Raw genomic sequence first — 26845 nt, 5'->3', positions numbered from 1 at the left:
CACCTTCCTTTATCAAGCATCAGTCAGTTCGTAACCGCACTTGCCAATAACTGACATATCTATTTCATAAGTCTGGTAACCGTATTTACCAGATCCTCTATAGTATCATCCTTGCCATTTCTTATATCATCTGCAACACAGGTCCTGATATGTTCGGCAAGGAGCTGTCTGTTGAAGCTGTTGAGTGCCGCATTGATCGCCGACACTTGGAGCACGATGTCTGTGCAATAGGCATCATTTTCCAGCATACTCTTCACGCCTCTTATCTGCCCCTCTATCCTGTTCAGTCTGTTGAGAAGCTTCTTATACTCCTCGTCTGTCCTTGTCCTCACCCTGGCTTCCACATCGCTTATCTCTCCGCCATGATGACAGCAGCATTTCTTCTGTTCTTCCATATATCTTTCCTCCATCCTTATTGAACTCCAGCCATGCAAAATTTGCCTTCGGCAAATGGCTGGGGCTACATGTCAAGTTTTCATAGAAATCTTGACACATCCCTTGTACATCAGCCATTTCTGTTCACATTTCAAATGACGCTGCATATATGCCATCTGTTTATTATCTGCACATTACGGCTGTTAAATTCTCTTTTCATCCACGGATTATATACCCCCTAGGGGTATGTGTCAACAATAAAAAATCCTCATAGACCAATATTTATACCACTTTATCAGTCTATGAGGGTTTTTCTCCTTTAACCTATATGTCTGAGTTTTATTTACTCTGTTGTATCCTGATCGCCCATGTCGATATCAGCATCTCCGATATCAATCGCATCTGCGCTTGACTCATCACTGCTGTCTGCATCGTCAGTATCAGTTATATCAGTCTCATCAATGAGGCTGTCGTCACTTATATCAAAATCTGAATCACTGTCAATAACAGAATCAACTACAGATGAATCATATGTCTGCTGGTTCAGGACATCCTTAAGATCTATCATATCTCCTGTGGTAGCATCTAACATGATGAGCTGTATTGGATAATCCTTATCGAGGCTTCCATCCTCCATCTTGTCGCACTGTGCAAATACCCATACAGGGCTGTATGTGTACTTATCTCCATCCTTGAGCTTGTAGTATGTAAGTCTTACATCGTTGAACTCAATGGTGCTGTACTGTGTCTTGTTGTCTGTGTAATACTTATTTACAGCCTCCGGAAGCTTCTTGAGTGCATCATCCCAGCTTATAAGATCAACGTTGTCCTTCTTGTCTCCTGTTGCTCTGAAGGAATCAAGGCAATATGCTGAGATAAGTCCATTGTCATCAATACCGAGCTGGAATGTCTCATCCATGGTGTCATAATATACTGAGTCATCCCCTGTCGAAAGGGAATCAAGGCCGTATACATTAGGTGTATATGGAGCCACACCGTCCACAGAACGCTTGTATGTTACCATATAACCATTCTTCTCTGCTGCAACTGTGTTGTATGATGCATCGCTGTAATCCCACAGCAGATCAAAATTACTTGTCTCTATAACATCTGAGATTCCACATGATGCAAGGAAATCTGTTCCCTTCTGCTCAGCATCTGCCGCACTGATGGAAGCTGTGTTTGCGGAAGCCTCCTCGTCAGAATATTCACTGCTGTAGCAGTATACACTTGTTGCGCCATCCTTAGGTCTGTACTGTATAAGCTGATCCGATGGATAGTAATCCAGTGAGAATCCGCCGCCTGTGGACATGTCATCGCCACTTCCATAGAATGTTACCATGAACTCGTTGTCCCCTACAGATCCGATGAATGTGTCTCCACTGTAGTCTCCGGCTCCCTCTCTCGTATCAGACGCTGTCTTGAGTTGATCCTTAAGTGACTTCATGTAATCCTCATAATAGCTCTTATCATCATCCGATGTAGCCTGATCCATCATGGACTGAAGTGAATCTATCTCTCTCTGTATATCCTCCTTGTACGGCTTATCCCAGTTATATACATATACACCTGCGCTCACGTCAAATATATTCTCGCACACACGCTTCTTGTAGTCATTGTCTACATTGTTAAGCTCATAGTAAAGCACTGACATCTTATCTGTGTCAGGCACCTCTATCTCTGTGGCATTTATGGATACATCTGTGAGACCTGTATCTGCATTGATGCCCTCAAGCTTGCCATTGTATGACTCTGGTACGTCGAGTCTTGATGCCAGCTTACCGCCACCACCGCCGTTCTCGTCGTCTCCCATGTTGTAATCCACCTTCTTCTTGCCACATCCTGTAAGCGCAGTTCCTGCCACAAGTGATGTCACCAAAAGCAGCGCCGCCGCTTTTTTGTAACCCGCTTTTCTCATATAAAATACCAACCTTTCCTTACTTAATTGAAGTAATTATAATATATTTTCCCCGCTGACACAACACCATCTGCTATCACTCTTTTGTGATGATGACCTTGCCGTCAACAACCTGAACCTTGACCTTATTGCTGTCGATTCCGGCAGCCGCCAGCATATCAGGGCTTATCTGTACACGATTTGCCTTATCGAGTATCGAGAACTCCTCATGTGAATCATCAGATGAGAAGCCGTCTGTCGTCAGCTCGTTCATTCTGTCCTTGTAAGATTCCTTCATGATCTTCTCTGTGCTAATCTTGCCGTCCGCAATCATAACCACACGTCCCACCTTATTTGCAAGGCTTATATCATGTGTAACTATGATTATCGTTATCCCGAGCTCTTCGTTCAGCTTTCTGAACAGATCCTGTATCATGTTGGATGTCTTGCTGTCCACGGCTCCCGTTGGCTCATCCGCAAGAAGTATCTTCGGATTATTTGCCAGGGCTATGGCTATGGCAACTCTCTGCTGCTCACCACCTGACATCTGAGATGGATATGAATTTATCTTGTCCTCAAGTCCCACTCTGCAGAGCAGATCATGGGCTCTTGCATACTTGTCTTCCTTGTTACTCTTGTCGAAGTACATAGGTACCTGAACATTCTCTATGGCTGTCATATATGGCAGAAGGTTTCTGGAGTTTTTCTGCCACACAAATCCTACAGTGTGCTTTCTGTACTCCACAAGCTCCTTATCCGTCATCGCAAACAGATCCTTGCCGTCGACATACAGCTTTCCGGCCGTAGGTCTCTCAAGTCCTCCGATCATATTGAGGAGTGTGGACTTTCCTGATCCCGACTTTCCGATGACCGCCATGAGCTCGCCGTATTTGATGTTGAGCTCCAGGCCCTGAAGAGCCATGACCTCCACATCGTCAGTCTTGTATATCTTGACAAGGCTGTCACACTCTATGATATTCTCCTCAGAACCAAGGCGTTCCCCGCCGGCTTCTTTATCTGTGCCAGCCTCAGGATCTGCTTCCACGGCTTTCCCGCTGTCAGTGCCCTCGTCTTCCTGAAGATCCATGCCGTACACGAACTCCTGCGTCTCCTGGCCATCCGTGTTCTCCATGTCCTGTGTCTCCACATCCGGTGCTATAGTTTCAGGCTCCACAGCATCGTTCTTCTTTTTTCTGAATAAATGCTTATCGCTCAACTATCTCACCATCCTCTATCTCATATACTACATCACCGAGCTCCATAAGCTTCGGATCATGTGTCGTCATGACTATCGTTATTCCTTCCTTGTACACCAGCTCCTGGAACAGCTTCATGACTGCAAGTCCCGAAGCCGTATCAAGGGCTCCTGTAGGCTCATCCGCAAATATTACCTTTGGCTTATGAGCCACCGCTCTGGCTATGGCAACTCTCTGCTGCTCACCACCTGACATCTGATTTGGGAAATGCGTCATTCTGGATGACAGTCCCACCAGATCGAGCACCTCTTTTATACGGGCATCCCTGTTGCCCTCATACTCCGCAAGTCTGAGTCCGAAATCGACGTTCTCATACGCACTCATAATCGGGATCAGGGCAACCGACTGGAATACAAATCCTATATTGTATCTTCTCAGCTTCTCCTTTTCCTTCTCGTTCATCTCGCTGTACACGTGGCCGCCGACTATCACTTCTCCCTCAGTAGGCTCATCCAGCGCGCTCAGGATATTGAGCAGTGTCGTCTTACCCGATCCTGATCGACCTTTGAGTATAGTGAGCTTTCCAGCCGGGACTGTTATATCTATTCCCTTGAGTGCATAGAAATCTTCTCCGCTTCCAAGTCTGAAACAGCGTTTGATTCCATGTGCCTCTATCATAATTTCATCCATAGATTAATCCTCCCCCAGCTTTAATGCCTGTGTTATATTCATCTTCTTCAATATAGTTCTTATGACTACGAAACATACAACAAACATAAATACAACAACCGCTGTGAGCTTTATGATGTCGTAAGGATCCACAGCTATCGATATCGCTATGTTGTGTGATTCCGGCAGATAAACCACGGCAACCAGCTTGACGAAAAGCGTCGTAGCCGCAGCACCGACTCCGTATCCCGCCAGACTGGCAAGTACCGAGCTGAATATCTGCTCATTTATGAGCATCTTGTTGATCTCAAGCATGCTCATACCCATAGCTCTGTAGATACCAAACAGAAGTTCTCTCTGTTTGATGGATGTTATCCAGTATATCAGGAATCCCACCGTACAAAGTATGATCGCTATGATAAATGACAGTGAGAACAGACCATTTGTTATGAGCACCAGAGGTGACTCCTGCATCTCTGACACATCCTTATCCACACTCTCATACTGCACTATATTGACATCCTCATCACTGAGTGCCTGAAGTACATCCTTGTAGTCCACACCATCCTTGAGATGCATCCATACCTGGTATGGTGTCTGACTGAATGCACCAACAACATATGCATAGTTGGCAACTACGAGGTATCTCTCCACCTCCTGCATCTCTCCCTCGGAATCCTTCTCATACACATACTGTTGGAATCCCGGGAATGCATCCACTATGGCACATACCGTTCCGCTAGGAGATGCGATCTCCTCCTTCTCCTTGCTTGCAATAGGACTGTATCTCGCATAGTTTATGGAATCTCCAACCTTTATATTGTACTTCTTTGCAAGGTTTGATGAAATGATGACTCCATTCGACACTGTTGCAAGATCATTCAGGTAATTGTACCAGTGCTCCTTGTTGAGTCCGCTCTGCAGTCTGGCCGTCTCACCGAACTCCTTGGTGTTGATACCCATGAGTACGCTGCCCGCCAACTCCTCGCCGCCCGCTTTTATGACGGCATTATCGTCGTATATGACTCTTGTCACCTTGTCACACAGGCTGTCCTCGAGCTTTGTAAATCTCTCAAAATCTTGCTCTGTGTAATACCAGTGGGTCTTCTTGTCTTTGTCTATGTATGTTCCTCTGGTCCACTGCTCCTGTACCACAAGATCCGTTCCCAGATTGTAATCTATTCGCTGTGTCTTGTTCTTATTTATGGTTCTTGCCATGTTCGAGTTGAACATACCCATGGCTATTGTCATTACAAGGAACACCGATATGAATCCCTGCTTCTTGACCGTACGTGTGATCTGCAGGAATGATGCGTACACAGCCGGTGACCATCTCTTTCTTCCGATCCTGTATATCAGTCTTATCAGGTATTTGATGAGTCTGAGCACCAGAAGTCCCACTGCAAATATAAAGAGTGAGGAGTTCAGAAAGATGACCGGATCAGGTCTTGAACCCGCAAGTATATCGAGTGCTATCGTCGATTTCTGCTTGTTGTAATTGTACAGGAGGTATATTGAAAGTGTCACAAGGATGACGTCCACAAAGAACTTCTCCCAGAATGGCCTGTAATTTACCTTTCCTGTTCTGCTCTTCTGCTCTACTATGGAGTTCTTGGCGTATTTGAACACCGGAAGTGTCACAAATAATATAGCTATAACAGCGGCAGCCAGACTGTATACTATCATCCACGGATCTACTCCATAGAAATGTGTATCCTTAAATCCAAACTGCAGGAACGAATCCGTGCTTGCTGCAAGCTTACACAGAAGATATCCTATAGGGATTCCTATCACTATGGCTATCACCGACAGTATTGCCGACTGTCCAAGGTATATTCCGAGAACCTGCTTCGTGCTGGTACCACGGCTCTTGAGCATGGCGATCTCTCCATCCTCCATCTCAAGTATCTGACTTGATACCATGTAAATGAATGCCAGAAGCAGAACCAGTATTGGGAGCTCCAGAACCCATATGATTATACCGATGGTTCTTGCATCGCCTTTATAATCTATGAGCACACTGCTGAAATTCTGCTCAAAATATTTATCTGACTTCTCAAATGACTGGAGATAATACAACGTGTCCATGGCATTCTTGTGTGTTATCTGTGAGTAGTCAAGCATGACGTGATCCACGTAGTATATTGTGAGGAAGCCGTACTTGCCTATCATGTCGTTGAAGTCATCCTTCTTCACATATACCTCGCTGTCGAGATCTGCAAGCTGGTCATACCAGAAGCTGTCTGAGTAATCCTTCTCCTCAAATACACCTACGATCTGATACTTCATAGGATTGCCCTGTGAGTCAACGGCATCGCTGAGTCCGGTATCTATGCTGAATACCTCTCCAACGACAAGGCCGTATTTGTCAAGGTTTCTCTGTGAGATGATACAAGGATACACACCATCCTCTGTCTTGGCATCCTCGAGTGACGTTCCATATGTTATGTTCACATGATCCTCTATCTGTGGCATATATGTCATGTTGAAGCTGGTCCTGTGATTCAGGTTGCTCTGGGTGTAACCCGCCTGAAGTGACAGGCTGGTCTGCTTCTGCAGAGCATCTATCTCCATGTAGTAGTTCCACATGTCCTCATATTTGCCGATCCTGCCAAGCACTGCATCGGCATCGGCATAATCGTCTACCGCGCATGAGCCTGATCTGCCGATAGTTGCCGGATACTTGTTCTGCTCTACCATCGCCGCGTCAAACTTGGACGACATGAGCATATCCAGCGCTCCGTTTTTGAACATTGGGTTGCACGATGCAACAGCCACCAGCAATATGATTCCAAGCAGGAGACATGCATTTAACCACTTCTTGTTCAATAATTTATGTGATAAAAATTTAAACATTATATCTCCTCTCTGCTACTCTGCTGCCGCCGCATCTCCGCCAGATGAATCCGATCCGCCATCCGACTGGCTGTCTGCGCCTGACTTTGAATTATCGGAACCTTCTGATGAACTCGATGAGCCACCGGTGGATGTTGCTCCTGATTCCTTAGCTATGACATCGCCCTCTGAAAGACCTGACAGTATAACCGTCTTGGTCTTGTCTGCCTCGCCGAGAGTGACATACTGCTTTATGATCTCATCATCCTTGATGAGCCATACATAGTCATACTCATTTGAATTGTTCTTGCTCGTCTCATGATAGATCATGTTGTTAGGTATCATGACCACGTTCTCATAGGACTTTGTCGGGTAGCTGACCTGATATGACTTCGGCTTCTTGTAAAAGCTTGCATCATCAACCTTTACATAATACTTCAGTTCATCACTGCCTGAACACTTGGTTACGTGAACCCCGCCCTCTGAATCAGTACTGATATATGACTTGGAGCTGTCTCCGGTGCTTCCGACACACACTCCGCTTATCTTCTTACCGCTGTTGTTCTTATTTGATATTGAAACCTTCTGGTTTACAGCAAGTTTTCCCTCTGATATGGATATCGCCAGGATCACATTGTCGTTGCTTCCGACTGTGAGTACATTTGCACCTTCCTTGACAGCCACATCAGTCTTCGCGCCAACCGAGAGTACTGTTCCCGCCTGGTCAGCGTAGACAGTTATCTTTCCGCTTCCATCATTGTTCTTGTTGAGCTTTTCTCTCTGTGCGTTTAAGCTCTTGATGGTTGCATTGTGTGTATATATCCTAAGATCCTTGTTGTATGTAACAACATTTCTCTGGCACACGAGCTGCTCCGCCATGTAGAGAGTGTTCTCTGCATCCGTCGGCGTTGCCACCTTACCCTTCTGGTATCTCGTGATCTCATTTGTAAGCTCATTTATCTGATCATCAAAATCCTTGAGATCCGAACTGTAAGTCTGGTTCTCCTCGCTGATCTGGTTATCTATATCCTTGACCGCCGCTGTTCCGCCGCCACTGTCAATGACAAACAGCACATCCCCCTTCTTAACCTTCTGGCCCTTCTTGACGTTGAGTGACGTGAAACGTCCATCGCATGGTGCAGTGTAGCTGACACTGTTGAGGTCCTCCACCGAGAACGAATCGCTCTTCACCGTTGCTGTCTTCGTATATGAATCGAGTGCCACCGTGTATTCTGTGTAATCACTAGGCATGACCGCATCTGAAGCGTAGTAGACAAGATCGCCTTCCTTGAGTCCGCTGACTACCTCTGTGTAGTTATTGTCGCTGGCACCGGTATCTATATCCCTGCGCTCCTTCTCACTGGAATCTGTCTTGACATATACAAATTTCTGGTTGTTCTCCTCGTATATGGAATCATTTCCCACTGTGAGTACGTCCTTTGCATCGGATGTACTGAAATACAGTGACACCGTGTTGCCCACGCTGAGGATCTTATCTGCATCCTTCACACCCTTGAGCTTAAATCTTGTGTATGGAAGACTTGACTTGCTCTGTGCCACAGCTATCTCCTGATTGGTGTAGTTGTATGGCACTATGTCATACTGCTTTCCATTTATCACAGTGTACATGTTCTTATACATGCTGTATGTATTCTTCTTGAAGCTCTCACCGGTTATCTCTATATATGGATCACTGTAATCTGAAACCACGACCACGTTCTCACCGCCGCCGACAGTATTCTCACTGCCGCTTATCTTCTTGGCGTATGTTACCGTGCCCGGACGGTCTGCCTTGAGCGTTCCGCTCTGCTTGACCTTGTCCTCATCCTCGTCCTGCTGTGTGAGCTTTTTCTGCTCATACTCATATAAAAGATTATCGTACCTGTTGTTCTCCTCATTTATGGCTTTTTCTGTTCTGGCCTCTGCAGCGCCCTTTGAATCACCGATCTCTTCGCACGCCTTTATCTTCCAGTCCAGCTCAGCCTGATTCTGCTCATATATCTTCTGCTTGATCTCATGTGAATACTTCTTCACATCCTGGGAATCAGCTCCCGAGCTGTCGTCCCCATCCATCGATGTTGAAGAATCATCCACTATTGAGCCTGAATCTGTACCACTGCCATCGTCTCCCGATGCTGTGGATGCATTGCTGTCAGTCTCTGCAAGAACCGTGTCCTTCTTGACCTCATCGCCCACATTCACATACACCTTTGACAGAGTCACAGATGTGTCATAGTAATAACAATAGTCAGTTGGGACTATCGTTCCGGTCTTGATGACCTTTTTGCCTATATCTCCATATGTGACCGGTCTGTATGCCTCGTTTGTACTTACAGGTTCAACGAGCTCAGGAACCTTCTCGCTGTTCTCCTTGCCACAGCCCGCCATTCCTCCTGCCATGACAAATGACATTACCAGGCATGCTATTCTGGCGGTCATATTCTTTTTTGTCCGTGTGCTGCCTTTATGCATAATATTCTGTCTCATCAATTTATCACCACCTGCTCTCCGGCCTTCAGTCCTGATTTGATAACTGTATAATCATCCACCGTATCTCCAACAGTAACTTCTACCGCATTCCTGTATCCGTCCTCATTTACAGTGTACACATACTTCTTCTCACCCGAGCCGTCAAACACAGCCTTTTTATTCACATATACAACGTTCTTTACAACCGGCTTATCTATGACCATCTTGAGGGTATCCGCTTCGGTCACTCCGGTCATATCACTGACAGGCTGAAATGTAAGTTTCTGCATCTCCTCTCCGGTGGCAGAGCTTGTATACTTCTCACACTTCGTGAGCTTCAGTGTAAATGTTGCCTCCTGAAAATCAGCATCGTAGGTCTGCCCCTCCTTGAATTCGTATGAATCCGCAGTCTCTGATACATAATCAGACGAACCCGAATCCACCGTTATGAGCGTATCACCCGCTGTGACATATCCATACTGCAGATCTGAGTTGACATAAGTCACTGTTCCGTTCTTGTCTGCAATGACCTGATACTCCTTCATTCTCTCGTTCTGCTCTTTGATGTATGTATCCGCCAGATCCATATCCTCCTTCGCCGCGGATATGTCACTGGAGTAATCCTGGCTGCTGTCTATGCTCGCCAGCCTGTTGTAATGGTCTATAAGAAGCTGATCCCGCTCCTTCTGATCCGTATACTGATCTATGGTCTTCTGGATATCCTTGGCCTCAAACTGAATCATCACATCGCCTTTGGCCACCTTATCGCCCTCTTTTACCTTGACCTCCTGAACCTTGTAGTCAGACTGCTGTATCGAGTAATCATTGCTGCTGTAACCATCAGGCTTGAGCTCCAATGTCAATGAGGACTGGATATCTCCGCTCTTAACCTGATCCGTATTGAATTCCACCTTGCTATACGGCTCTATATTTATTCTGGAACTTCCTGTCTGTCCACCGGTACTGCCTCCGCAACCAACCAGCGACACGGACATCAGACCGGCAATCGCTGCCGCCAGAACCTTCTTATTGAATATCGCTTTTGACACGCTCTATTCCTCCTGTTTTTATGAATATATTTGATTCTACCCCCTGTCAGCCCATATATCAAGGAAATCTCCCGGGAGTTAATATTAGTTAAAAAAAAGAGAAAGCTTATGTTTTAAGCTTTCTCTAGAAATAAAAAATGCGGGAGATGGGACTTGAACCCACACGCCGTTTCCAGCACTAGATCCTTAGTCTAGCCTGTCTGCCAATTCCAGCACTCCCGCATATTCTATATGTAATTGACAACCGCCCATTCTCTCACATCCGAAATTCCATAGGACTTTCAAAATAAAAATGCGGGAGATGGGACTTGAACCCACACGCCGTTTCCAGCACTAGATCCTTAGTCTAGCCTGTCTGCCAATTCCAGCACTCCCGCATATTTATGTGATGTCGACTTCTGTGCTCGTCACCAACGAATAAGATAATACCATCTATCGAATACAAAGTCAACAACTTTTTTCAGATTTTTATCATATTAGTGAGCTTTCTGTCCACATCCTTCATAAGGTACTCCTTGAACGCTGTGTAATACTCATGTGTGAACTGTGTATACAGGAACTTATTCCAAAGATTACTGCAGTATGTACTGTCAAAATCATAATATGAATCAGTATATACCAGACCATTGCTGAACCTGGTCACATCCAGATACGGTTCCTTTCCTGCATAGTTAAGTCTCATAACGAGGTTCTTCTGCTCACTACAGCAAGCAAAAGTCTCAAGAAACATCTTCATCTGATCCTTTGTTATTCTCTCTACGAACATATGTGCCTCCTACTCTGTGTCTTTACTCTCATTGGTCATCCCCCTAACCTCTATAATTATAGCATACGCCTCCGAATTATAAAACCTTTTCGCGCAACAAAAGAACCGGATGTGTAAGTTTATACCACATCCGGTTCTTTTTACTTATATATAGAAGATTCTATATTCTATATTATGATAACTGTGCCTTTGCAACCTCAACAAGCTTTGCAAATCCCTCAGCATCGCTGATAGCCATCTCTGAGAGCATCTTTCTGTTGATGTCAACACCTGCCAGCTTAAGACCATGCATAAGCTTGCTGTATGAGATGTCATTCATTCTTGCTGCTGCGTTGATACGAGCGATCCAGAGCTGTCTGAACTGTCTCTTTCTCTGCTTTCTGCCAGCGTATGAAGATGTAAGTGCTCTCATAACTGACTGCTTTGCTACTCTATACTGCTTGCTTCTTGCTCCTCTGTAGCCCTTTGCAAGCTTTAATACCTTATTGTGCTTCTGCTTTGCGTTCATTCCGCCTTTAACTCTTGCCATTGGTTTTCTTCCTCCTGATCTATTAGATATAAGGTAATATCTTCTTCATTACCTTCTCGTTTGTTGCGTCTGTCATTGTAGCCTTTCTAAGATTTCTCTTTCTCTTAGTGGTCTTCTTTGTTAAGATATGACTCTTATAAGCTTTAGATCTCTTTAAACCGCCGTTAGCTGTTTTCTTGAAACGCTTAGCTGCTGCTCTTTTTGTCTTTAATTTAGCCATTTTACTTACTTCCTCCTTGAATTATATGTCTATAATAATTTAACGCTTTTGTGTTAAAAACATTATCATGCTTCTTCCTTCAAACTTAGCAGGCTTATCGATAACTGCTATCTCTGCAAGCTTCTCAGCAAAGTTGTCAAGAATAACCTTTGACTGCTCTACATGCGCAAGCTCTCTTCCCCTGAATCGCAGTGTAACCTTAACCTTATCGCCATGCTCAAGGAACTTTCTTGCCTGATTGATCTTGGTATTAAGGTCATTCGCATCGATGTTCGGTGAAAGTCTGACTTCCTTGACTTCCATGGTCTTCTGCTTCTTCTTGGCCTCTTTCTCTTTTCTGGCCTGCTCATAACGATACTTACCATAGTCAACTATCTTGCACACCGGTGGCTGTGCCTTAGGTGCTATCTTCACAAGATCAAGTCCTGCATCCTGAGCCATCTTGTATGCATCCCTGGATGACATTATTCCAACAAGCTGACCATCTTCTCCGATGAGTCGTACCTCTCTGTCTCTAATCTGTTCGTTGATCATTAAATCGCTAATGACTCTCTACCTCCACACTTTTAAAATTCAATTCTCTGACATAAGAAAAGTGGATAGAACCATCTATCCACTTTCTTAATACAAAGCATATTCAAACTCAGGAAAACCCTGTAAATCTTCTAAGCTAAATATTAACCCGAGTCATGTCAGACCATGCTGAGGTGAGAGTGGATACTCTGCTTCTATGTTCACTGTTTCACACAGCAATGGTAGAATACCACATCGCCAGCCGTGTGTCAACTGTTATTTTTCTTTTGTCGATATGCCTCTGTGCTGCCTTTATATCACTCATTATCGCCGTGGGATTCAACCGGGATGAACACCCTGTCATTGTCCTCTTCCTTCACCGGCTTCTGACTCTCCTGCGCAAGCTTCACAAAATACATCTGTGAATCAAGCTTTGCCTTGCCCCTGAGATCCTGCTTCGCATATGAGCCGTCAGGCTGCATGATGTGAGCCTTGAGTGTATCCTCAAGCTGTATCTTAAGGATATTCTTTATCTTCTTCTTAAGCTCCGGATCCTCTACAGGGAACGTTATCTCAACTCGCTTGTCCAGATTTCTAGGCATCCAGTCCGCACTTCCCATGTATATATCCTCAAATCCGTCATTATAGAAATAGAATATTCTCGAGTGCTCAAGATAATTTCCAACTATGGATCTTACTGATATATTATCTGAAAGTCCCGGAACTCCTGCCTTGATACAGCATATTCCCCTGACGATGAGTTCGATCTTTACGCCTGCCTTTGAGGCATCGTAGAGCGCATTCATGATCACCGGATCACAGAGACTGTTCATCTTGGCAACTATCCTTGCCTTTTTGCCCTGTCTCGCATTCTCTGCCTCACGGCCTATCAGCATGAGGAATTTGTCCTTCAGCCAGATTGGGGCAACTGCAAGCTTGTTCCACTTCTTCGGCTCTGAATATCCTGACAGCATGTTGAACACCGCCGTCGCGTCCTCTCCTATGGCATCACTGCAGGTGAGAAGTCCCATGTCAGTGTAAAGCTTTGCGGTCTGATCATTGTAATTTCCTGTTCCCAGATGCACATATCTTCTAATTCCGTCCTCCTCGCGTCTGACAACCAGTGCGATCTTGGAATGTGTCTTAAGACCCACAAGGCCATAGATAACATGACAGCCCGCCTGCTCCAGCTTCTTGGCCCACGCTATATTGTTCTCCTCGTCAAATCTTGCCTTGAGCTCGACGAGAACAGTTACCTGCTTGCCATTTTCGGCAGCCTGTGCAAGTGCCGCGATGATAGGTGAATTGCCGCTGACACGGTAAAGTGTCTGCTTGATCGCCAGGACATCAGGATCATTTGCCGCCTGTTTTATGAACTCTATGACCGGTGTGAACTCATAATATGGATGGAACAGAAGGATGTCTCCCTTCTTTATCCTGTCAAATATATGGCTGTAATCGCCCATTCCAGGTACAGGCTGCGGTTTGTACTTAGGATACTTCAGATGGTCAAAACCATCTATGCCGTTCACCTTCATGAGGAATGTGAGATCCAGAGGTCCGTTGATCTTGTATACGACCTCGTCATCGACTCCAAGATGCTTCTTGAGCTCCTTAAGGAGCTTCTTGTCCATGGCCTCGTCCACCTCAAGTCTTATGACCTCGCCCCACTGTCTCTGCTTGAGCTGCTTCTCGATCTCCTTCAGCAGATCTGCGGTCTCCTCCTCATCTATGGAGAAGTCTGCATTTCTCATGATACGGTATGGATATGCACACACTATGTCGTAGTTCAGGAACAGCTTGTCAAGGTTCTTCTCGATAACCTCCTCCAGAAGAATTATCTCGGTAACGCCCTTCTCCTCAGAAGGAAGTCTCACGATCCTTGGAAGTACAGATGGAACCTGGACGGTCGCTATATCCGTCACGTCCTTTTTCTTATCGTATATGAGTGCACCTATATTCAGTGATTTATTGCGCACCAGCGGGAATGGTCTGGACGAGTCCACCGCCATAGGTGTGAGTACCGGGTATACATCCTTCTCAAAGTATTTGTCCACGTACTTTGCCTGCTTTGGAGTGAGATCCTCATGGTGTCTCACAAGCTTCAATCCGTTCTGGGCAAGCTGAGGGATGAGGGATCTGTTCAGTGTCTGATACTGGTTCTTCATGAACTCTTTGGTGCTGGCATGGAGTGCGTCAAGCTGCTCCCGCGCCGTCATTCCGGCTATATCCTTCTTGGTGTATCCGGCATGCACCATATCCGTGAGTGATGCTATTCTTACCATGAAGAACTCATCCAGATTGGATGCCGTTATACTCAGGAACTTTATTCTCTCAAACAGAGGAATGGTCCTGTCCTTCGCCTCGGACAGACATCTCTTGTCAAATTCAAGCCAACTGAGCTCTCTGTTATAAAATATCGGATTCTTATCTGCCATCCTTTACAACCCCCTTTTCTGTTTTAACACAGGCTTCACTCCAAAGACCTTTCTGAACAGTTCAGTCTTGGTCTTGAACACCCCTGCCTCAAGCGTAATATCATTCAGTGTATCTACCGTCATCGTGAGCACGTAGTCCTTGAAGCTGAACTTCATGTCACTTATCTTCTGCCTGTGGCTCTTGTCAAGGACATCCGCAAGTCTCAGTATGGATGCCAGCTTGGCGACCTTCATGTAATCCGCAGTCATCAGCGATACCTGTGCCTTTGTCTGTGAAGGGAGATAATACTCGTTGAACTTCACAATATTTGCAATCTCCTCCCTCTCCTTGTGGGACAGTCCAAGTATCTCCGTGGACATGATTATGTGATAGGACATCATGGTGCCCTCGTTCATATTTACAAATTTGCCACAACTGTGGAGCATGGCTGCGATCTGGAGCTGCAGTCTCTCTCTCCTTCCGAGTCCGTGGACGCTCTTGAAGGAATCAAATATATCCAGTGCGTTCTGCGTCACATTCTGCGTGTGCTTCCTGTTGACCTTATATTTCTTGGCTATGCTGTTTGCCGATGCAATGATATCCTCGTCGAAATTCTTATTCAGCAGAAGCGTTCCGTTCTTATCCATATAATCGGCAACTATTCCGTCACAGAACGTAACATCCGGCGTGATGATATCCTCCGCCCTTGAGTTGTCGAGGAATGACTGGTAAATGATCGCCATCGGAAGCATCAGTGTCGCCCTCTCGTATGGCACACCATATTTTTCTGAAAGGACCTCCGGGGTGGTCTCAACTACCTTGTGATAAAGCACGCGGAACTGATCTCTTGTGATCTTGTCTGTGATATTCAGCTCCGGTCCGACCTTCTTCAGATTTGCGATTCCGTCTCCTATGGCTATTATGCTCTTGATGTCCTTATCGTTTATAAAGAGGTTCCTGAACTCCTCTATAAAGTTCGATACGAACTCCTCCATGATATTCTCCAGAGCCACCGTGTCTGCGCCGTATTTTGCCAGATAATCCCTTATTCTCACGGCTCCTATAGGAAGGTTCTGTGTCTGGATCAGATTCTGCTTGTCAAATATAGATATCTGAAGACTTCCCGCTCCTATGTCCAGAAGCGCCCTGTTCTTCGTGTCGGCATCCTCAAACTTTGACTTTGCCGCATACGCCTTGTAGTTCATGAATCTCTGCTCCGAGTTGCTGAGCACTGCGACGTCGATGCCTGTGTGCTGCTTTATCCTCTCAAGGACCATGACTGAATTCTCCGCCTCACGCACAGCGGACGATGCATACGCCTTGTATTCACGCACATCGTATTCCCTCATCTTCCTGCGGAATTTGTTGAGGATCTCACATACCTTCATTATGGAATCCTCGGTTATCCTGCCACTGTTGTAGGTATCACTTCCGAGCTCAACTGTGCTGTTGACGTAATCGATCTCCCTCGCCCCTTTTTTGGGAGTTATCTCATACACCTTCATTGACAGCTCGTTAGAACCTACATCGATGGCTGCAAATACCTTACTTGCCATATCTACCCCACCTTTCATGTTACTTATCAGTATGTTCCAATTATCTTGAAATCCATAGAATCCTTATTTATATGATCCAGCGCATCTATCGTCGCCGGATCCATGAGACTTCCCTCAAGAGTTATGAAGAATGAATATTCCCATTTTCTTCCCCTGAGAGGCCTCGACTCAATGCTTGTCATATTGAGCCCGTTATGTTTTATATGTCCAAGTATACTGTAAAGGGTTCCACTCTCATGTGGCAGTGCAAAGCATACAGATATATTTCCCGCACTCTTCACATACTCCTTTTTCTTTGACAGTATGATAAATCTCGTTGTGTTGTTCTCATTGTTGACTATATCGTCCTTGAGTATCTCAAGTCCGTATATATCTGCGGCAAGAGCGCTCGCTATGGCAGCCTGGGTAATATCACCTTCATCCCTGACCTTCACCGCACCCACTGCAGTGTTCGCAACCGGGCACTGTGCGTATCCGGCTCTGTTTAGGAATTCACTGCACTGCAGAAGCCCCTGCGGATGGGAATATACAGTCTGTATATCAGAAAGCTTTGAGCCCGGAACTCCCATGAGCATATGTGCCACCTTGACCTCGTCTCCGCCCACGATGGTCAGGCCGCTGCTGCCAACCATATCATATATACCACTCACAAATCCGGCAGAGGAATTCTCTATAGGCAGGACTCCGTAATCAGCCTTGCCGCTCTTCACCGTCTCTATGACATCCTCAAATTTTGCAACATTTACATTCTTTATATCCTTGCCAAAATAGTCATGCATAGCCTGATGACTGTAAGCCCCCGGAACACCCTGGTATACAACCACCGTGTCTTTATCGACCTTCAGATGATCCACGGGCACAAACCCGCTCACCACATCAGAGCTTATATGTGCCAGCGCAATATCTCTGCCCTCAACACACGCTCTGTCGATAAGCTCATTCTTTCTGGTGATAAGCTGCTGTATCTGCTCTTCCAGACTGTTTATCTCTTCCAATGTATTCATTCTATCTATCCTTCCACTTGAAGTGTCAAATTTGTCACTGTTTGTCCAGCCCGGCACGAAGCTCGGATATTGTCTTGCCAAGCAGCGGGTGCCTCTTGTATCCCGCTATCGCGGACAACGGTTCAAGTACAAACTCTCTCTTGTGCATCTCCACGTGTGGTATGTGAAGATCCTCACTGTCATACACGACATCATCATAAAGCAGGATATCGATATCCAGAGTTCTCGGTCCCCAGTGGATCAGCCTCTCTCTTCCCGCCGCTTTCTCTATTCCATTCACCAGTCTCAGCAGTTCCTCAGGAGTCCTGAGCGTCTCTATCTCCAGACAGCCGTTCAGGAAATCGTCCTGCTCAACGCCGCCATACGGCTCGGTCTCTATAAAATCTGATACTCTTGTCACCTTGGTGTATTTATCCTTGTTCAGCTCATCTATGGCCATGTCCAGATATGATTCCCTGTCACCGATATTTGACCCAAGTCCAAGATATGCTGTGTGCTTTTTTCTGCTTATGGACACGGACACTGTATCTACATGTACCATGACCGGAGCCCACGGCTTCTTTACCGTCACATTTACCCCTCTCACATCATCGTAAGTGAGAAGTATCATGTCTGCTATCTCCTCAGCCACAGTCTCTATCAATTTATAATTTCTGTTCTTCATGACCTTCTGTATGCCATCGCACACGCTGCCATAGTTCACAGATTTTCTTATATCATCACTTCTGCCGGCCTCCTGGGTCGACACCTGCATGGATACGTCCACCACGAACTTCTGTCCAAGGACATTCTCCTCCCTGTACACTCCGTGATGTGCAAATACCTCAAGTCCTTTTATATTGATACTGTCCATACCGCACCTCCGCTATATGTTATCTGGCACTCAGCATCGCATGCGTCATCTTGAGTGCTCTGTAGTTGCTCTTCACATCGTGTACTCTGAAGAAATCGCAGCCCTTCACAAGCCCAAGCACTGATGTGGCAACTGTTCCCTCCTCGCGCTCGGTCACCGGAAGATCAAGTGTAAGTCCTATCATCGACTTTCTCGACGTTCCGAGGAGTATCGGGAGATCCCATTTGTGGAGCAGCTCCAGATTGTTCATGAGGAGCAGATTCTGATGCAGATCCTTTGCAAATCCTATTCCCGGATCCACCATGATCTTGTCCCTGTCTATGCCTGCTGCCAGAGCCATGTTAACCGACTCATCCAGATCTGATACAACATCAGCCAGATAGTCTGTGTAATCTGTGTTCTCCCTGTTGTGCATGAGACAGCACGCCTTGTCATACTTCGCTATGACAGCCGCCATCTTCTCATCGTACTTCAGTCCCCATATATCGTTTATGAGATCTGCACCTGCATGTATACCCGCCTCAGCCACCGCAGACTTGTATGTGTCGAGTGATACTGCCACGTCGAAATCTCTCTTTATCGCCTCTATTATCGGTGCGGTCCTCTCTATCTCCTCCTCATCCGATATCTTTGTATATCCAGGTCTTGTGGACTCACCGCCAACATCTATTATCACAGCACCCTCAGCTATCATCTTCTCTGTGGTAAACAGAGCTGTGTCCATGGTGTTATGCTGTCCTCCATCCGAAAATGAATCCGGAGTCACATTCAGTATCCCCATCACATAAGGTTCTTTTCCACTCTCAAATGTCTTGTTTCCTATTATCATCCTTTTATCCTCCAGATATTAAATATCCGCACATGACGTGCGATCCCCTGGTACTTCCCTTAATATTTTATCCCTGTATTGCGTGCACTCTCCAGCCAGTAACACTGGTCTGATGCCTCGCAGTCAAAACAGTTTCGAGACAGCTTATCCGCCTTATACAACACATATGCCAGTCCTTCCCGCTCAGCACCGTCTGTATTGTGTGAGCCTATGGCATCACATATCTGCGCATTCTCCTGCGTGGAAAATCCGCACTGCTCCAGTATCCTGCCCGCATACTCAACACTCAGCTCATGATGCTTCCTGCCGGTGTCTTCAGAATCTGCCCGTCCCACATCGTGAAGAAGTGCCGCGGCATATATGATCTCCCTGTCTATCGCATATCCCTGTTCGATATTCATTATATACGCTATCCTAGCAACATCCAGGCAGTGCTCAAGTCCATGCCGGCAGAATATCCTGTCGGTCTCCTTGTTCCGCACAGTCTCCATGAGACGTCTGTATTCATCGTTGTATATGATCCTGTCCACTCTGTCCATCTCTGTCTGCATCAGCTTTCTATATATCCTCCATGTTCCGCACGGTCTATGATCGGCCCAATAAATGACAGCGAGCCAAATACCATCACCACCGGATCCTGCCTGCCATCAGCCAGCGTCATCGCCAGCCTCACGGCATCGTCCACATCTTCCTGCTCATAGACTTCATCTATATATGTCCCTGCCAGCTTTTTCAGCTCATGCCTTGAAAGTGCTCTCGGGTTATCCGGCTCAACTGCTATGAACGCAGAAGCCCCCGGCATCATGATCCTGAGCATCTGCTCATAGTCTTTGTCCTTGAACACCCCACATATATATATGAGGTCTCTTCCGGCAAAATACTCATCTATGTTCTGTCTAAGTGCTCTCCAGCCTCCCGGATTGTGCGCGCCGTCCACATACATGAGAGGTTTGTCCATAAGCTTCTGGAATCTTCCCTTCCAGAACGTCGCTTTAAGTCCTCTCCTTATGTCATCCTCAGTCAGCTCATATCCAAGCCTCATGAGAACATGTGCGGTCGCAGCCGCTGTGGCACTGTTATATATCTGATATATGCCCGGGACCTGAAGTTCGTATCTCTGTCCGCCATATATATATTCACTTCCATCAACAGACTCTCCGCATATCTCTATATCCTTCTCCCTGATAAGTACCGCCAAGTCCGATATATTATTCTGCTCACATGCCATATCCCACATATCCTCAAGCTCTGAGGCAAGCGGGTACGCCACACATGGGCAGTTCTTTTTCAATATTCCAAGCTTCTGTCTGTATATATCCCTCAGGGTGTTCCCGAGAAAATGCATGTGATCCATGCTTATACTTGCTATTATCGTACAGACCGGATGACTGCACACATTTGTGGCATCCTCCAGTCCTCCCATTCCGGTCTCAAGCAACAGGAAATCGACCTTTTTGTCGCAGAAATAACAGAACGCCACCGCTGTCTCCGTCTCAAACGATGTGGGCCTTCCCCAGCCGTCCGACACCATGTCATCCGCTGCATCTTTCACCGTCTCAAGATATACGGCAAAATCCTCCTCAGACATATATTCCTTATCTATCTGAAATCTCTCAAGATATGTAAATATCGTCGGAGATATATATCTTCCCACACTGTATCCTGCACTCTCAAGTATCTCGTCCAGAAATGCGCATATTGAACCTTTGCCATTTGTTCCTGCTATATGTATAACCGGGACTGCGTCCTGCGGATCGCCCAGCCTTCTCAGCAGCTCCTTTATACTGTCAAGCCCCAGAACGCTTCCCATGGTGTCCGTATATTCTATATAACTTCTTGCCTCTTCATAAGTCATGGCATATATCCGTCCCTTCTCATCTGTGCCTGATAAGTGGTGCATTCTCATCTATAGGCAGCAGCTCATACCCATCATCCCGGAGTCTTTCAATGAGCATCGGCAGTGATTCCACCGTGGTGTGCCTCGACTCAAGATCATGCATCAATATGACCACATCGTCGTGCTGCAGTGCATCCTTCATGATATTGTCGACAAGCTGCTCCGGCGTGTAGCTGCCACACACGGCATCATTGTTCAGCGCATTCCAATCATAATATATAAGCCCCTCGGCATTCACATAGTCTATCAGGGTGTTCATATCCACTCTGGATACCGTATTTGAACTGCCGCCCGGGAATCTGTAATATACACAATTTACACCTGTTACATCATACAATAAATTTCGCAATTCCTCAATATCTTCGGAGAAATCAGCAAGGCTTCCATATATTTTATCGTAATCATGGGTGTACGAATGAAGCCCCAGTGTATGTCCCCTATCCACTATATCCCGGTAGTCATCATAGTAGCTCTCGTCGCGCCCCACGACAAAAAATGTTGCCTTCACATCATATTTATCAAGGATATCCAGTATCTCCCCGGTGTTTCCGGATGGCCCATCGTCAAATGTGAGATACGCCCTCTTCGTTATCTCCGGCTCCGCATCAGACTCCGTTTCATCCTTCTCCGGCTGCATCTCCCCGGTATCATTTGCCCCATCCACCTCCGATGGTGTGCTCTCATCCGCCCCCAGGACATTTGCCTGCTGCCTGACCGGCCCTCCGGCAGTATAAAAGCCCCACCTCGACTGGCTGATTATGTAATAACAACAGAAAATTATGGCAAGAAATATGGCAACCGCCAGCATTATATACTGCCATCTGTCAGTCACCTCCTGCACATTGTCATTTTTTTTCAAATGATCCTCGCCACCTATAGCGTTTTTTCTATTATATTATTTTTTATTTTTAATTATGTGTCTCTTTTTTATGCCATGAATATTTCTCAGATATACGGAGAATATAAATAGCAAATATAAAAAAAGGAGAACATGTACAATGAAAAAATACTTTTTACTTGTGACGTGTATGACACTCACCATGATCCTCTTCTGTGGTTGTGGCAATTCAAACGGTGCTTCAAGCACTGGCTCATCTTCAGCAGCCAGCACCCAGACAACATCTGAGGCTCAGAATGGTAACAGCTCTGAGGGAAACAGCACCGACTCATCTGACAAAGGCGTTGTAGGCGGAGCAGCCGACGCTGTGAAGGATGTCGCTGACGGCGTGGCCGACGGTGTAAAGGATGTCGCTGACGGCGTGGGAAACACCGTATCAGGTATCTTCGGTTCATTCGATGATGCCCAGGACTGGTTCATGGATCAGCTTCCTGCAGGTGACGGAAGATTTGAAGTTGCCAACAGCGACAAGGATCTCACAGAATTTTCCGTTGGAAAAACAGGCTACCACATCGAGCTCCACGACAACAATAAAGAGGGCGACACCAAGGTCGGTGATTTCTATATCGACTCCAGCGATGGCAAGGTGTACAGATCCGATGAGCACGGGAAGACATTTGCAGAGTATGATTTCTCTGATTATAAATAGATGAAATATCCCGCATGAAAAAACAAGCGGCACGGAGGTATCTGAAAACCTCCATGCCGCTTTATTCTATGTTCTTATTCTGCCACATCCGCTGCATCATCAGCTTCAGTAACAGTCACTGGTTCGTCTTCACCCTTCTTGTCTGAGCTCAGCATCTCTCCTGTGAGCGGATTGATCTTGACTCCCATCTCCGACGCAATGAGATTGTACATGTCAAACTCTCTGTCTCTGGCAGCCTTCTTTCTGGCCTTTACGCCCCTGGATCTGACCAGCTCCACTATTCCGAATCCGATCATCAGTATGCCGAAGAATATGAAGCCCGCCATATTTTTTGAAAAAAATGCATGAGCCACACTTATTGAGCCTATTCCGATCATCACGATACCCATAACGAAATTGAACATATATGCTTTACCGCCTTTCACCAATCATCTGTTTACAAACGCATCTATGCCCGCCTTCTCGAGCATTCTGTCGTATTGCTCATACATATACTGGACACTGTTCTCAAGAAGATGATAGTGCATTATGTATGGAACAAGCAGCACCATGAATGCAAGTGCAAGTATCAGCAGCGATATATTGTCCGTCACTACAAATGTTATACATGTTGCAACCGTCAATACGGCAAACAATACCAGCACTATGAGGTGGATAAGTCTCTCATGCATGAAAAATCCTACCTGCGTGAGATGTCTCTCTGCCTCCCGTGCAAAGTCCACATCATTCCTCTTTAAAAGCTCATCAATATATGTTATATACCGGCGTATCCTCTTTGCCATCTGCCGCATCTTCCTTTCCTGATCCCTGCCGAACCGTCAGGCTAGTTCATCACCTTGTTCATAAAGTGCTCCCACTGTGCGATCACCTTATCATAGTAAAAACTCAGAACATAGGATTCCTCATCCACATCTATTATCATCTGATAGCATTTTCTGTCAGCATTCTCCGAAGACTTGAGCATCTCCTTTGGCTGGCCCGAATAAAATACAACCTTGCCCTCAAAGCTCTTCAGCACATCCTCATAGTCCGCCCTGTCCACAGGCTTATCCGGTACTGACTCCTGGAGGACATCGTTCGCATCGTAATACTTATGACCCTCGAGCAGAAGTGCCTCGATCTCAGGCTCAGTGAATCTGACCTGCATATCACTGGCATATCTGTCAGTATAGAGCTCATTTGCAGAGTTGTCCTCTCTGACTACCGCGCCATCAAATTCAAATTCCAGGATTCCCTGCTTCTCCGAATATATACATCTGATCAGAGTCGCATCCCTGAAAGAGAGCGTCTCGATCTCATCTACACTCTTGTACTTCATATCTGTATCTCCAACTAGTCCATTGCCTTCTTGATGGCCGCAAGAAGCTCATCGTATGTCTCAAATGCCTCAAGATCAGGATTATCCGCCTTGATCTGATCTGTGCTCTTGAACAGGAAGCCTGCCTTGCTCGCATAGATCATTCCCAGATCGTTGTGGCTGTCACCGCTTGCTATAGTGTCGTAGCCGATTGACTGCAGAGCCTTGACTGTTGTGAGCTTCGACTGTGGGCATCTCATCTTGAAGCCTGTGATCTCACCGTCATCTGCAACGATCAGCTCATTACAGAATATTGTAGGATAACCGAGCTTCTTCATGAGAGGGCCTGCAAACTGTGAAAATGTATCGCTTATGATTATCACCTGTCCTATGGATCTCAGCTCATCCAGAAACTCCTTTGCTCCAGGGATAGGATCTATCTTTGCTATAGTCTCCTGTATCTCCTTGAGTCCAAGTCCGTGCTCCTTAAGTATACCAAGTCTCCAGTTCATGAGCTTATCGTAGTCAGGCTCATCCCTTGTTGTTCTCTTAAGCTCAGGTATTCCGCTTGCCTCCGCAAATGCGATCCAAATCTCAGGCACCAGTACTCCCTCTAAATCAAGACATGTTATATACATATTATATTATCCTCCGTTCTTATAAATAGTGTGAATTAATGCATGTCATACTCCTCCCGTTTCTGACCACACAGATGCATTATAGCACAGTATCACGCAGACTAACAATCACTACTTTCAGGCATTTGCCCGGACTTCTTCCATCTGTCCAGAGCATATCCATAATCCCGGATTATCATGTCGAGCTGCACCCTTTCCGTCACTCTCATGTGGCTTCCCTTCAGGTATACTCCGTCCATGAAACCGGTCCGTATCGTCATTCCGCACTCACCTCTCATCGCAGCCGGTCTCTTCACCACACTTGCCCCCGCCGCCTTCTGAAGCTCTTCGTACCTTTCATAATTCTTCTGCCATGCCCTCATATAGGTCTCAACTTTCCTTCCCGGAATATTGACCCTCACTCCACCATAGCGTCCATCCGGCCCCGGGAAGAAATACTCTATCCTGAAGTCATTCTCACTTATTATTAGCGTACCGCCGCTCGCCAGCTCTTCTCTGCATGTTCTTCCCATAACTTATCCTCACACATTCCTGAGACTTTCAAATGTATTGTAAATGTTCAGCAGGCCATATCCCCACTCGGGATTCGGATACTGCCTGATCTCCAAAAGCCCGCCCGAACTTCCCGGTCTCACCGCTCCCCTTATCAGGTAGCCCCTTATCTGGTTGCCGTTTATATTCCTTATCATCTTTCTCCCATACGACCACTCAAGCATGATGGCACTACAGCCCGCAGTGTACGAAGCCGCCACTGAGGTGCCGCTTCTTATAACCGTCTCCCCGCTGGCTCCTTCTCCCCTTATATTCACTCCGGGAGCGAGAAGATCCGGTTTCACCCTGCCGTCCGCCGTATAGCCTCTGCTGTTGTCGATATACAGATTACCATTTGAGTGATCATATGCGCAAGTGCATATCGCAGTCTCCGCCACCGCCGGGCTGGTTATGGTCACTCCCGGATCACTTGACACAAATCTCGTCCCCGGGGATACAAAGCTGCTTATGGGCAGCCACGCGTTAAAGCTGAGCTCCGTGGTTCCAACACCGTACACCCTTATCCGCCATATACCATTTGCCGGGGTTATAAATCTGAGCATGATGAGCTCCTGCCCAGCAGAATCCTCTACGAGAAAATAGTCGACATATATCATCCCACCTCCAAATATCGGACGGATGATCGAGCTCCTGTCATACCTCGGCGATATCCTCTCTATAAATTCCCCGCCGGGAATCTCTATGGCCACCGAGTAGGTATTGGTGGACTTACCCCATATCTCAAGTGTAAAGCTGTTGTGATCTGCCACATCGATCTCAACGACATCATATGCCCCTGTGACGATCCCGGAATAATGATGTCCTGCTCTCCCCTCGTTGCCACCGGCAGCAGATACCGCAAACCCCTGAAGATCTCCTATGTTGTTTATATATTTGTCCAGCGCTCCCGCCCCCGTATGGCTTCCACTGTTGGTCCCAAGCGTCACGAGTATGCTCATAGGTATGCGCAGCTTTTTCTGCTGCTCAAGCAGATATGCTATCGCTGTCATTATGTCAACCTCACTGTACGCATTTGCATCCGATGGAATACCATAAAAACTGCGGAGATTCTCCTTTGCCTGCTTTAACTTCACCACCACCAGGTCTGCCGACGGAGCCACACTCACAGCCGTTCCCGCGCAAAAGCTTCCATGCCCGGTGGTATCCGTCAATATCCTTTGTCTCTCATCCACAGCAGCCTGTATCTCCTCCGTGCTATACTCCCTGCCGTAGCCGTATGATGCGTTGTCAGCCTCCTCCATAGTCTGATCCCACGCCGCAAGTATCTTTGTCTTACCCCCATCCCGCACAAATGAACTGCCAAATATATCGATCCCCGTATCAACGATGCCAAGCAGTATCCCCTTTCCGGTGAGTCCGAGTATATTTTCCTGCTGGATATTGATAACCCCTATAGCCTCAAGAGCTCCCACGTCGTCCATCAGGCCGTACACTTTGGGGAAAAGATTGTACTCAAGCCTTGAAAAGCTCTCCATATACCCGGCCGGAAACGGCTGATATGCCACCGCATATCTGTCGTCTATTATGTTGAGCCCGTATGGCTGATACAGATCCATCAGAGCTTCCCTGTCTCCGTTGTATTCTATTATATATTCCACATAATCCTCTGAGTAAGCAGCATCTGATATCACCGCACATCCCTCCAGGGGCAATCTATATAGTATATGCAGCAAATTCCGAATCTTTACACAAAAATACCGCAGCACGGAAATTTCTCCGGCTGCGGTATGTCTCCA

26 protein-coding genes and 2 tRNA genes are annotated in these 26845 nt (G+C 46.4%); 1 reads left to right on the top strand and 27 read right to left on the bottom strand.

What is annotated here, in order from left to right:
• Positions 1-59: 59 nt before the first annotated feature.
• The 21 genes from OCV54_RS07710 to OCV54_RS07610 all read right to left on the bottom strand — a co-directional run bounded on the left by OCV54_RS07710 (position 60) and on the right by OCV54_RS07610 (position 21934).
• Positions 60-395 (bottom strand): metal-sensing transcriptional repressor, encoded by a 336-nt coding sequence (locus OCV54_RS07710; protein ID WP_022216248.1) that lies wholly within the window; start codon positions 393-395, stop codon positions 60-62.
• Positions 396-718: 323 nt separating this feature from the next.
• Positions 719-2293, bottom strand: coding sequence for a hypothetical protein (locus OCV54_RS07705; RefSeq protein ID WP_015533877.1), 1575 nt, complete (start codon positions 2291-2293; stop codon positions 719-721).
• Positions 2294-2369: 76 nt separating this feature from the next.
• Positions 2370-3488 (bottom strand): ABC transporter ATP-binding protein, encoded by a 1119-nt coding sequence (locus OCV54_RS07700; protein WP_308936782.1) that lies wholly within the window; start codon positions 3486-3488, stop codon positions 2370-2372.
• On the bottom strand, positions 3478-4158 hold the full coding sequence (locus OCV54_RS07695; RefSeq protein WP_015533878.1) for an ABC transporter ATP-binding protein: 681 nt from the start codon (positions 4156-4158) through the stop codon (positions 3478-3480). Before OCV54_RS07695 ends, OCV54_RS07700 begins: the two co-directional genes overlap by 11 nt.
• 3 nt (positions 4159-4161) lie before the next feature.
• The gene (locus OCV54_RS07690) at positions 4162-6993 is read right to left on the bottom strand and encodes an ABC transporter permease (protein ID WP_055223333.1); all 2832 of its coding nucleotides are present in this window, start codon (positions 6991-6993) and stop codon (positions 4162-4164) included.
• A gap of 15 nt (positions 6994-7008) precedes the next feature.
• Entirely contained in the window at positions 7009-9459 is a 2451-nt protein-coding gene (locus tag OCV54_RS07685; RefSeq protein ID WP_055223332.1) for an efflux RND transporter periplasmic adaptor subunit, read from the bottom strand.
• Positions 9459-10490 carry an efflux RND transporter periplasmic adaptor subunit gene (locus OCV54_RS07680; protein ID WP_022216253.1) on the bottom strand — a complete coding sequence of 344 codons (1032 nt, stop codon included), beginning with the start codon at positions 10488-10490 and terminating at the stop codon, positions 9459-9461. Before OCV54_RS07680 ends, OCV54_RS07685 begins: the two co-directional genes overlap by 1 nt.
• A 138-nt stretch (positions 10491-10628) precedes the next feature.
• Positions 10629-10712: transfer RNA gene (locus OCV54_RS07675), tRNA-Leu, on the bottom strand.
• 71 nt (positions 10713-10783) lie between these two features.
• A tRNA-Leu gene (locus OCV54_RS07670) sits at positions 10784-10867 on the bottom strand.
• A gap of 83 nt (positions 10868-10950) precedes the next feature.
• Complete coding sequence (locus OCV54_RS07665) at positions 10951-11256, bottom strand: hypothetical protein (protein ID WP_015533881.1); 306 nt, start codon at positions 11254-11256, stop codon at positions 10951-10953.
• 172 nt (positions 11257-11428) lie between these two features.
• On the bottom strand, positions 11429-11785 hold the full coding sequence (gene rplT / locus OCV54_RS07660) for a 50S ribosomal protein L20 (protein ID WP_004849136.1): 357 nt from the start codon (positions 11783-11785) through the stop codon (positions 11429-11431).
• A gap of 22 nt (positions 11786-11807) precedes the next feature.
• A complete protein-coding gene (gene rpmI / locus OCV54_RS07655; protein WP_004849138.1) occupies positions 11808-12005 on the bottom strand; it encodes a 50S ribosomal protein L35 in 198 nt (65 codons plus the stop codon).
• 39 nt (positions 12006-12044) lie between these two features.
• Positions 12045-12539 (bottom strand): translation initiation factor IF-3, encoded by a 495-nt coding sequence (gene infC / locus OCV54_RS07650; RefSeq protein ID WP_015533882.1) that lies wholly within the window; start codon positions 12537-12539, stop codon positions 12045-12047.
• 296 nt (positions 12540-12835) lie between these two features.
• Positions 12836-14956: an RNA degradosome polyphosphate kinase gene (locus OCV54_RS07645; RefSeq protein WP_015533883.1), complete on the bottom strand. Its 2121-nt coding sequence runs from the start codon at positions 14954-14956 to the stop codon at positions 12836-12838.
• A 3-nt stretch (positions 14957-14959) separates the two neighbouring features.
• Positions 14960-16492, bottom strand: coding sequence for a Ppx/GppA phosphatase family protein (locus OCV54_RS07640; protein ID WP_022216254.1), 1533 nt, complete (start codon positions 16490-16492; stop codon positions 14960-14962).
• Between the two features lie 26 nt (positions 16493-16518).
• Positions 16519-17577, bottom strand: coding sequence for a prephenate dehydratase (locus OCV54_RS07635; RefSeq protein ID WP_238051341.1), 1059 nt, complete (start codon positions 17575-17577; stop codon positions 16519-16521).
• The gene (folK, locus tag OCV54_RS07630) at positions 17531-18349 is read right to left on the bottom strand and encodes a 2-amino-4-hydroxy-6-hydroxymethyldihydropteridine diphosphokinase (protein ID WP_015533886.1); all 819 of its coding nucleotides are present in this window, start codon (positions 18347-18349) and stop codon (positions 17531-17533) included. Before folK ends, OCV54_RS07635 begins: the two co-directional genes overlap by 47 nt.
• A gap of 19 nt (positions 18350-18368) precedes the next feature.
• Positions 18369-19178 (bottom strand): dihydropteroate synthase, encoded by an 810-nt coding sequence (gene folP, locus OCV54_RS07625; RefSeq protein WP_015533887.1) that lies wholly within the window; start codon positions 19176-19178, stop codon positions 18369-18371.
• 59 nt (positions 19179-19237) lie between these two features.
• Positions 19238-19729 (bottom strand): HD domain-containing protein, encoded by a 492-nt coding sequence (locus tag OCV54_RS07620; protein WP_055223329.1) that lies wholly within the window; start codon positions 19727-19729, stop codon positions 19238-19240.
• Complete coding sequence (locus OCV54_RS07615) at positions 19729-21033, bottom strand: bifunctional folylpolyglutamate synthase/dihydrofolate synthase (RefSeq protein WP_055223417.1); 1305 nt, start codon at positions 21031-21033, stop codon at positions 19729-19731. The genes OCV54_RS07620 and OCV54_RS07615 overlap by 1 nt, the downstream gene beginning before the upstream one ends.
• A 19-nt stretch (positions 21034-21052) precedes the next feature.
• The gene (locus tag OCV54_RS07610; protein WP_242859640.1) at positions 21053-21934 is read right to left on the bottom strand and encodes a polysaccharide deacetylase family protein; all 882 of its coding nucleotides are present in this window, start codon (positions 21932-21934) and stop codon (positions 21053-21055) included.
• A gap of 139 nt (positions 21935-22073) precedes the next feature.
• Between OCV54_RS07610 and OCV54_RS07605 the strand changes: the two genes are divergently transcribed.
• Positions 22074-22622: a hypothetical protein gene (locus OCV54_RS07605; RefSeq protein ID WP_055223327.1), complete on the top strand. Its 549-nt coding sequence runs from the start codon at positions 22074-22076 to the stop codon at positions 22620-22622.
• A 74-nt stretch (positions 22623-22696) separates the two neighbouring features.
• On the opposite strand, the gene OCV54_RS07600 is transcribed toward OCV54_RS07605, so the two are convergent.
• The 6 genes from OCV54_RS07600 to OCV54_RS07575 all read right to left on the bottom strand — a co-directional run bounded on the left by OCV54_RS07600 (position 22697) and on the right by OCV54_RS07575 (position 26740).
• Positions 22697-23026 carry a hypothetical protein gene (locus OCV54_RS07600; protein ID WP_055146904.1) on the bottom strand — a complete coding sequence of 110 codons (330 nt, stop codon included), beginning with the start codon at positions 23024-23026 and terminating at the stop codon, positions 22697-22699.
• 24 nt (positions 23027-23050) lie between these two features.
• Positions 23051-23404, bottom strand: a complete 354-nt coding sequence (locus OCV54_RS07595; RefSeq protein ID WP_015533892.1) for a hypothetical protein — start codon at positions 23402-23404, stop codon at positions 23051-23053.
• A gap of 41 nt (positions 23405-23445) precedes the next feature.
• Entirely contained in the window at positions 23446-23940 is a 495-nt protein-coding gene (locus OCV54_RS07590; protein ID WP_015533893.1) for a hypothetical protein, read from the bottom strand.
• 14 nt (positions 23941-23954) lie between these two features.
• The gene (thrH, locus tag OCV54_RS07585; RefSeq protein WP_015533894.1) at positions 23955-24557 is read right to left on the bottom strand and encodes a bifunctional phosphoserine phosphatase/homoserine phosphotransferase ThrH; all 603 of its coding nucleotides are present in this window, start codon (positions 24555-24557) and stop codon (positions 23955-23957) included.
• Between the two features lie 101 nt (positions 24558-24658).
• The gene (locus tag OCV54_RS07580; RefSeq protein WP_015533895.1) at positions 24659-25069 is read right to left on the bottom strand and encodes a hypothetical protein; all 411 of its coding nucleotides are present in this window, start codon (positions 25067-25069) and stop codon (positions 24659-24661) included.
• Positions 25070-25078: 9 nt separating this feature from the next.
• Positions 25079-26740 (bottom strand): S8 family peptidase, encoded by a 1662-nt coding sequence (locus tag OCV54_RS07575; protein ID WP_055223325.1) that lies wholly within the window; start codon positions 26738-26740, stop codon positions 25079-25081.
• Positions 26741-26845: the final 105 nt, after the last annotated feature.

It is taken from the genome of Coprococcus aceti (genome assembly GCF_025567285.1).
In the GTDB taxonomy this organism is placed as follows: Bacteria; Bacillota; Clostridia; order Lachnospirales; family Lachnospiraceae; genus Coprococcus; species Coprococcus aceti.
This window is presented reverse-complemented; position numbering and strand designations above follow the sequence as displayed.

Coding starts and splice junctions, on each gene's coding strand:
- OCV54_RS07710 (WP_022216248.1), bottom strand. CDS start 395: ATGGAAGAACAGAAGAAATGCTGCTGTCATCATGGCGGAGAGATAAGC.
- rpmI (WP_004849138.1), bottom strand. CDS start 12,005: ATGGCTAAATTAAAGACAAAAAGAGCAGCAGCTAAGCGTTTCAAGAAA.
- OCV54_RS07590 (WP_015533893.1), bottom strand. CDS start 23,940: ATGAAGTACAAGAGTGTAGATGAGATCGAGACGCTCTCTTTCAGGGAT.
- OCV54_RS07620 (WP_055223329.1), bottom strand. CDS start 19,729: ATGCAGACAGAGATGGACAGAGTGGACAGGATCATATACAACGATGAA.
- folP (WP_015533887.1), bottom strand. CDS start 19,178: ATGATAATAGGAAACAAGACATTTGAGAGTGGAAAAGAACCTTATGTG.
- OCV54_RS07690 (WP_055223333.1), bottom strand. CDS start 6,993: ATGTTTAAATTTTTATCACATAAATTATTGAACAAGAAGTGGTTAAAT.
- folK (WP_015533886.1), bottom strand. CDS start 18,349: ATGGACAGTATCAATATAAAAGGACTTGAGGTATTTGCACATCACGGA.
- OCV54_RS07605 (WP_055223327.1), top strand. CDS start 22,074: ATGAAAAAATACTTTTTACTTGTGACGTGTATGACACTCACCATGATC.
- OCV54_RS07685 (WP_055223332.1), bottom strand. CDS start 9,459: ATGAGACAGAATATTATGCATAAAGGCAGCACACGGACAAAAAAGAAT.
- rplT (WP_004849136.1), bottom strand. CDS start 11,785: ATGGCAAGAGTTAAAGGCGGAATGAACGCAAAGCAGAAGCACAATAAG.
- OCV54_RS07640 (WP_022216254.1), bottom strand. CDS start 16,492: ATGGCAAGTAAGGTATTTGCAGCCATCGATGTAGGTTCTAACGAGCTG.
- OCV54_RS07580 (WP_015533895.1), bottom strand. CDS start 25,069: ATGGGAAGAACATGCAGAGAAGAGCTGGCGAGCGGCGGTACGCTAATA.
- OCV54_RS07595 (WP_015533892.1), bottom strand. CDS start 23,404: ATGGCAAAGAGGATACGCCGGTATATAACATATATTGATGAGCTTTTA.
- thrH (WP_015533894.1), bottom strand. CDS start 24,557: ATGTATATAACATGTCTTGATTTAGAGGGAGTACTGGTGCCTGAGATT.
- OCV54_RS07645 (WP_015533883.1), bottom strand. CDS start 14,956: ATGGCAGATAAGAATCCGATATTTTATAACAGAGAGCTCAGTTGGCTT.
- OCV54_RS07600 (WP_055146904.1), bottom strand. CDS start 23,026: ATGTTCAATTTCGTTATGGGTATCGTGATGATCGGAATAGGCTCAATA.
- infC (WP_015533882.1), bottom strand. CDS start 12,539: ATGATCAACGAACAGATTAGAGACAGAGAGGTACGACTCATCGGAGAA.
- OCV54_RS07665 (WP_015533881.1), bottom strand. CDS start 11,256: ATGTTCGTAGAGAGAATAACAAAGGATCAGATGAAGATGTTTCTTGAG.
- OCV54_RS07615 (WP_055223417.1), bottom strand. CDS start 21,033: ATGACTTATGAAGAGGCAAGAAGTTATATAGAATATACGGACACCATG.
- OCV54_RS07705 (WP_015533877.1), bottom strand. CDS start 2,293: ATGAGAAAAGCGGGTTACAAAAAAGCGGCGGCGCTGCTTTTGGTGACA.
- OCV54_RS07695 (WP_015533878.1), bottom strand. CDS start 4,158: ATGGATGAAATTATGATAGAGGCACATGGAATCAAACGCTGTTTCAGA.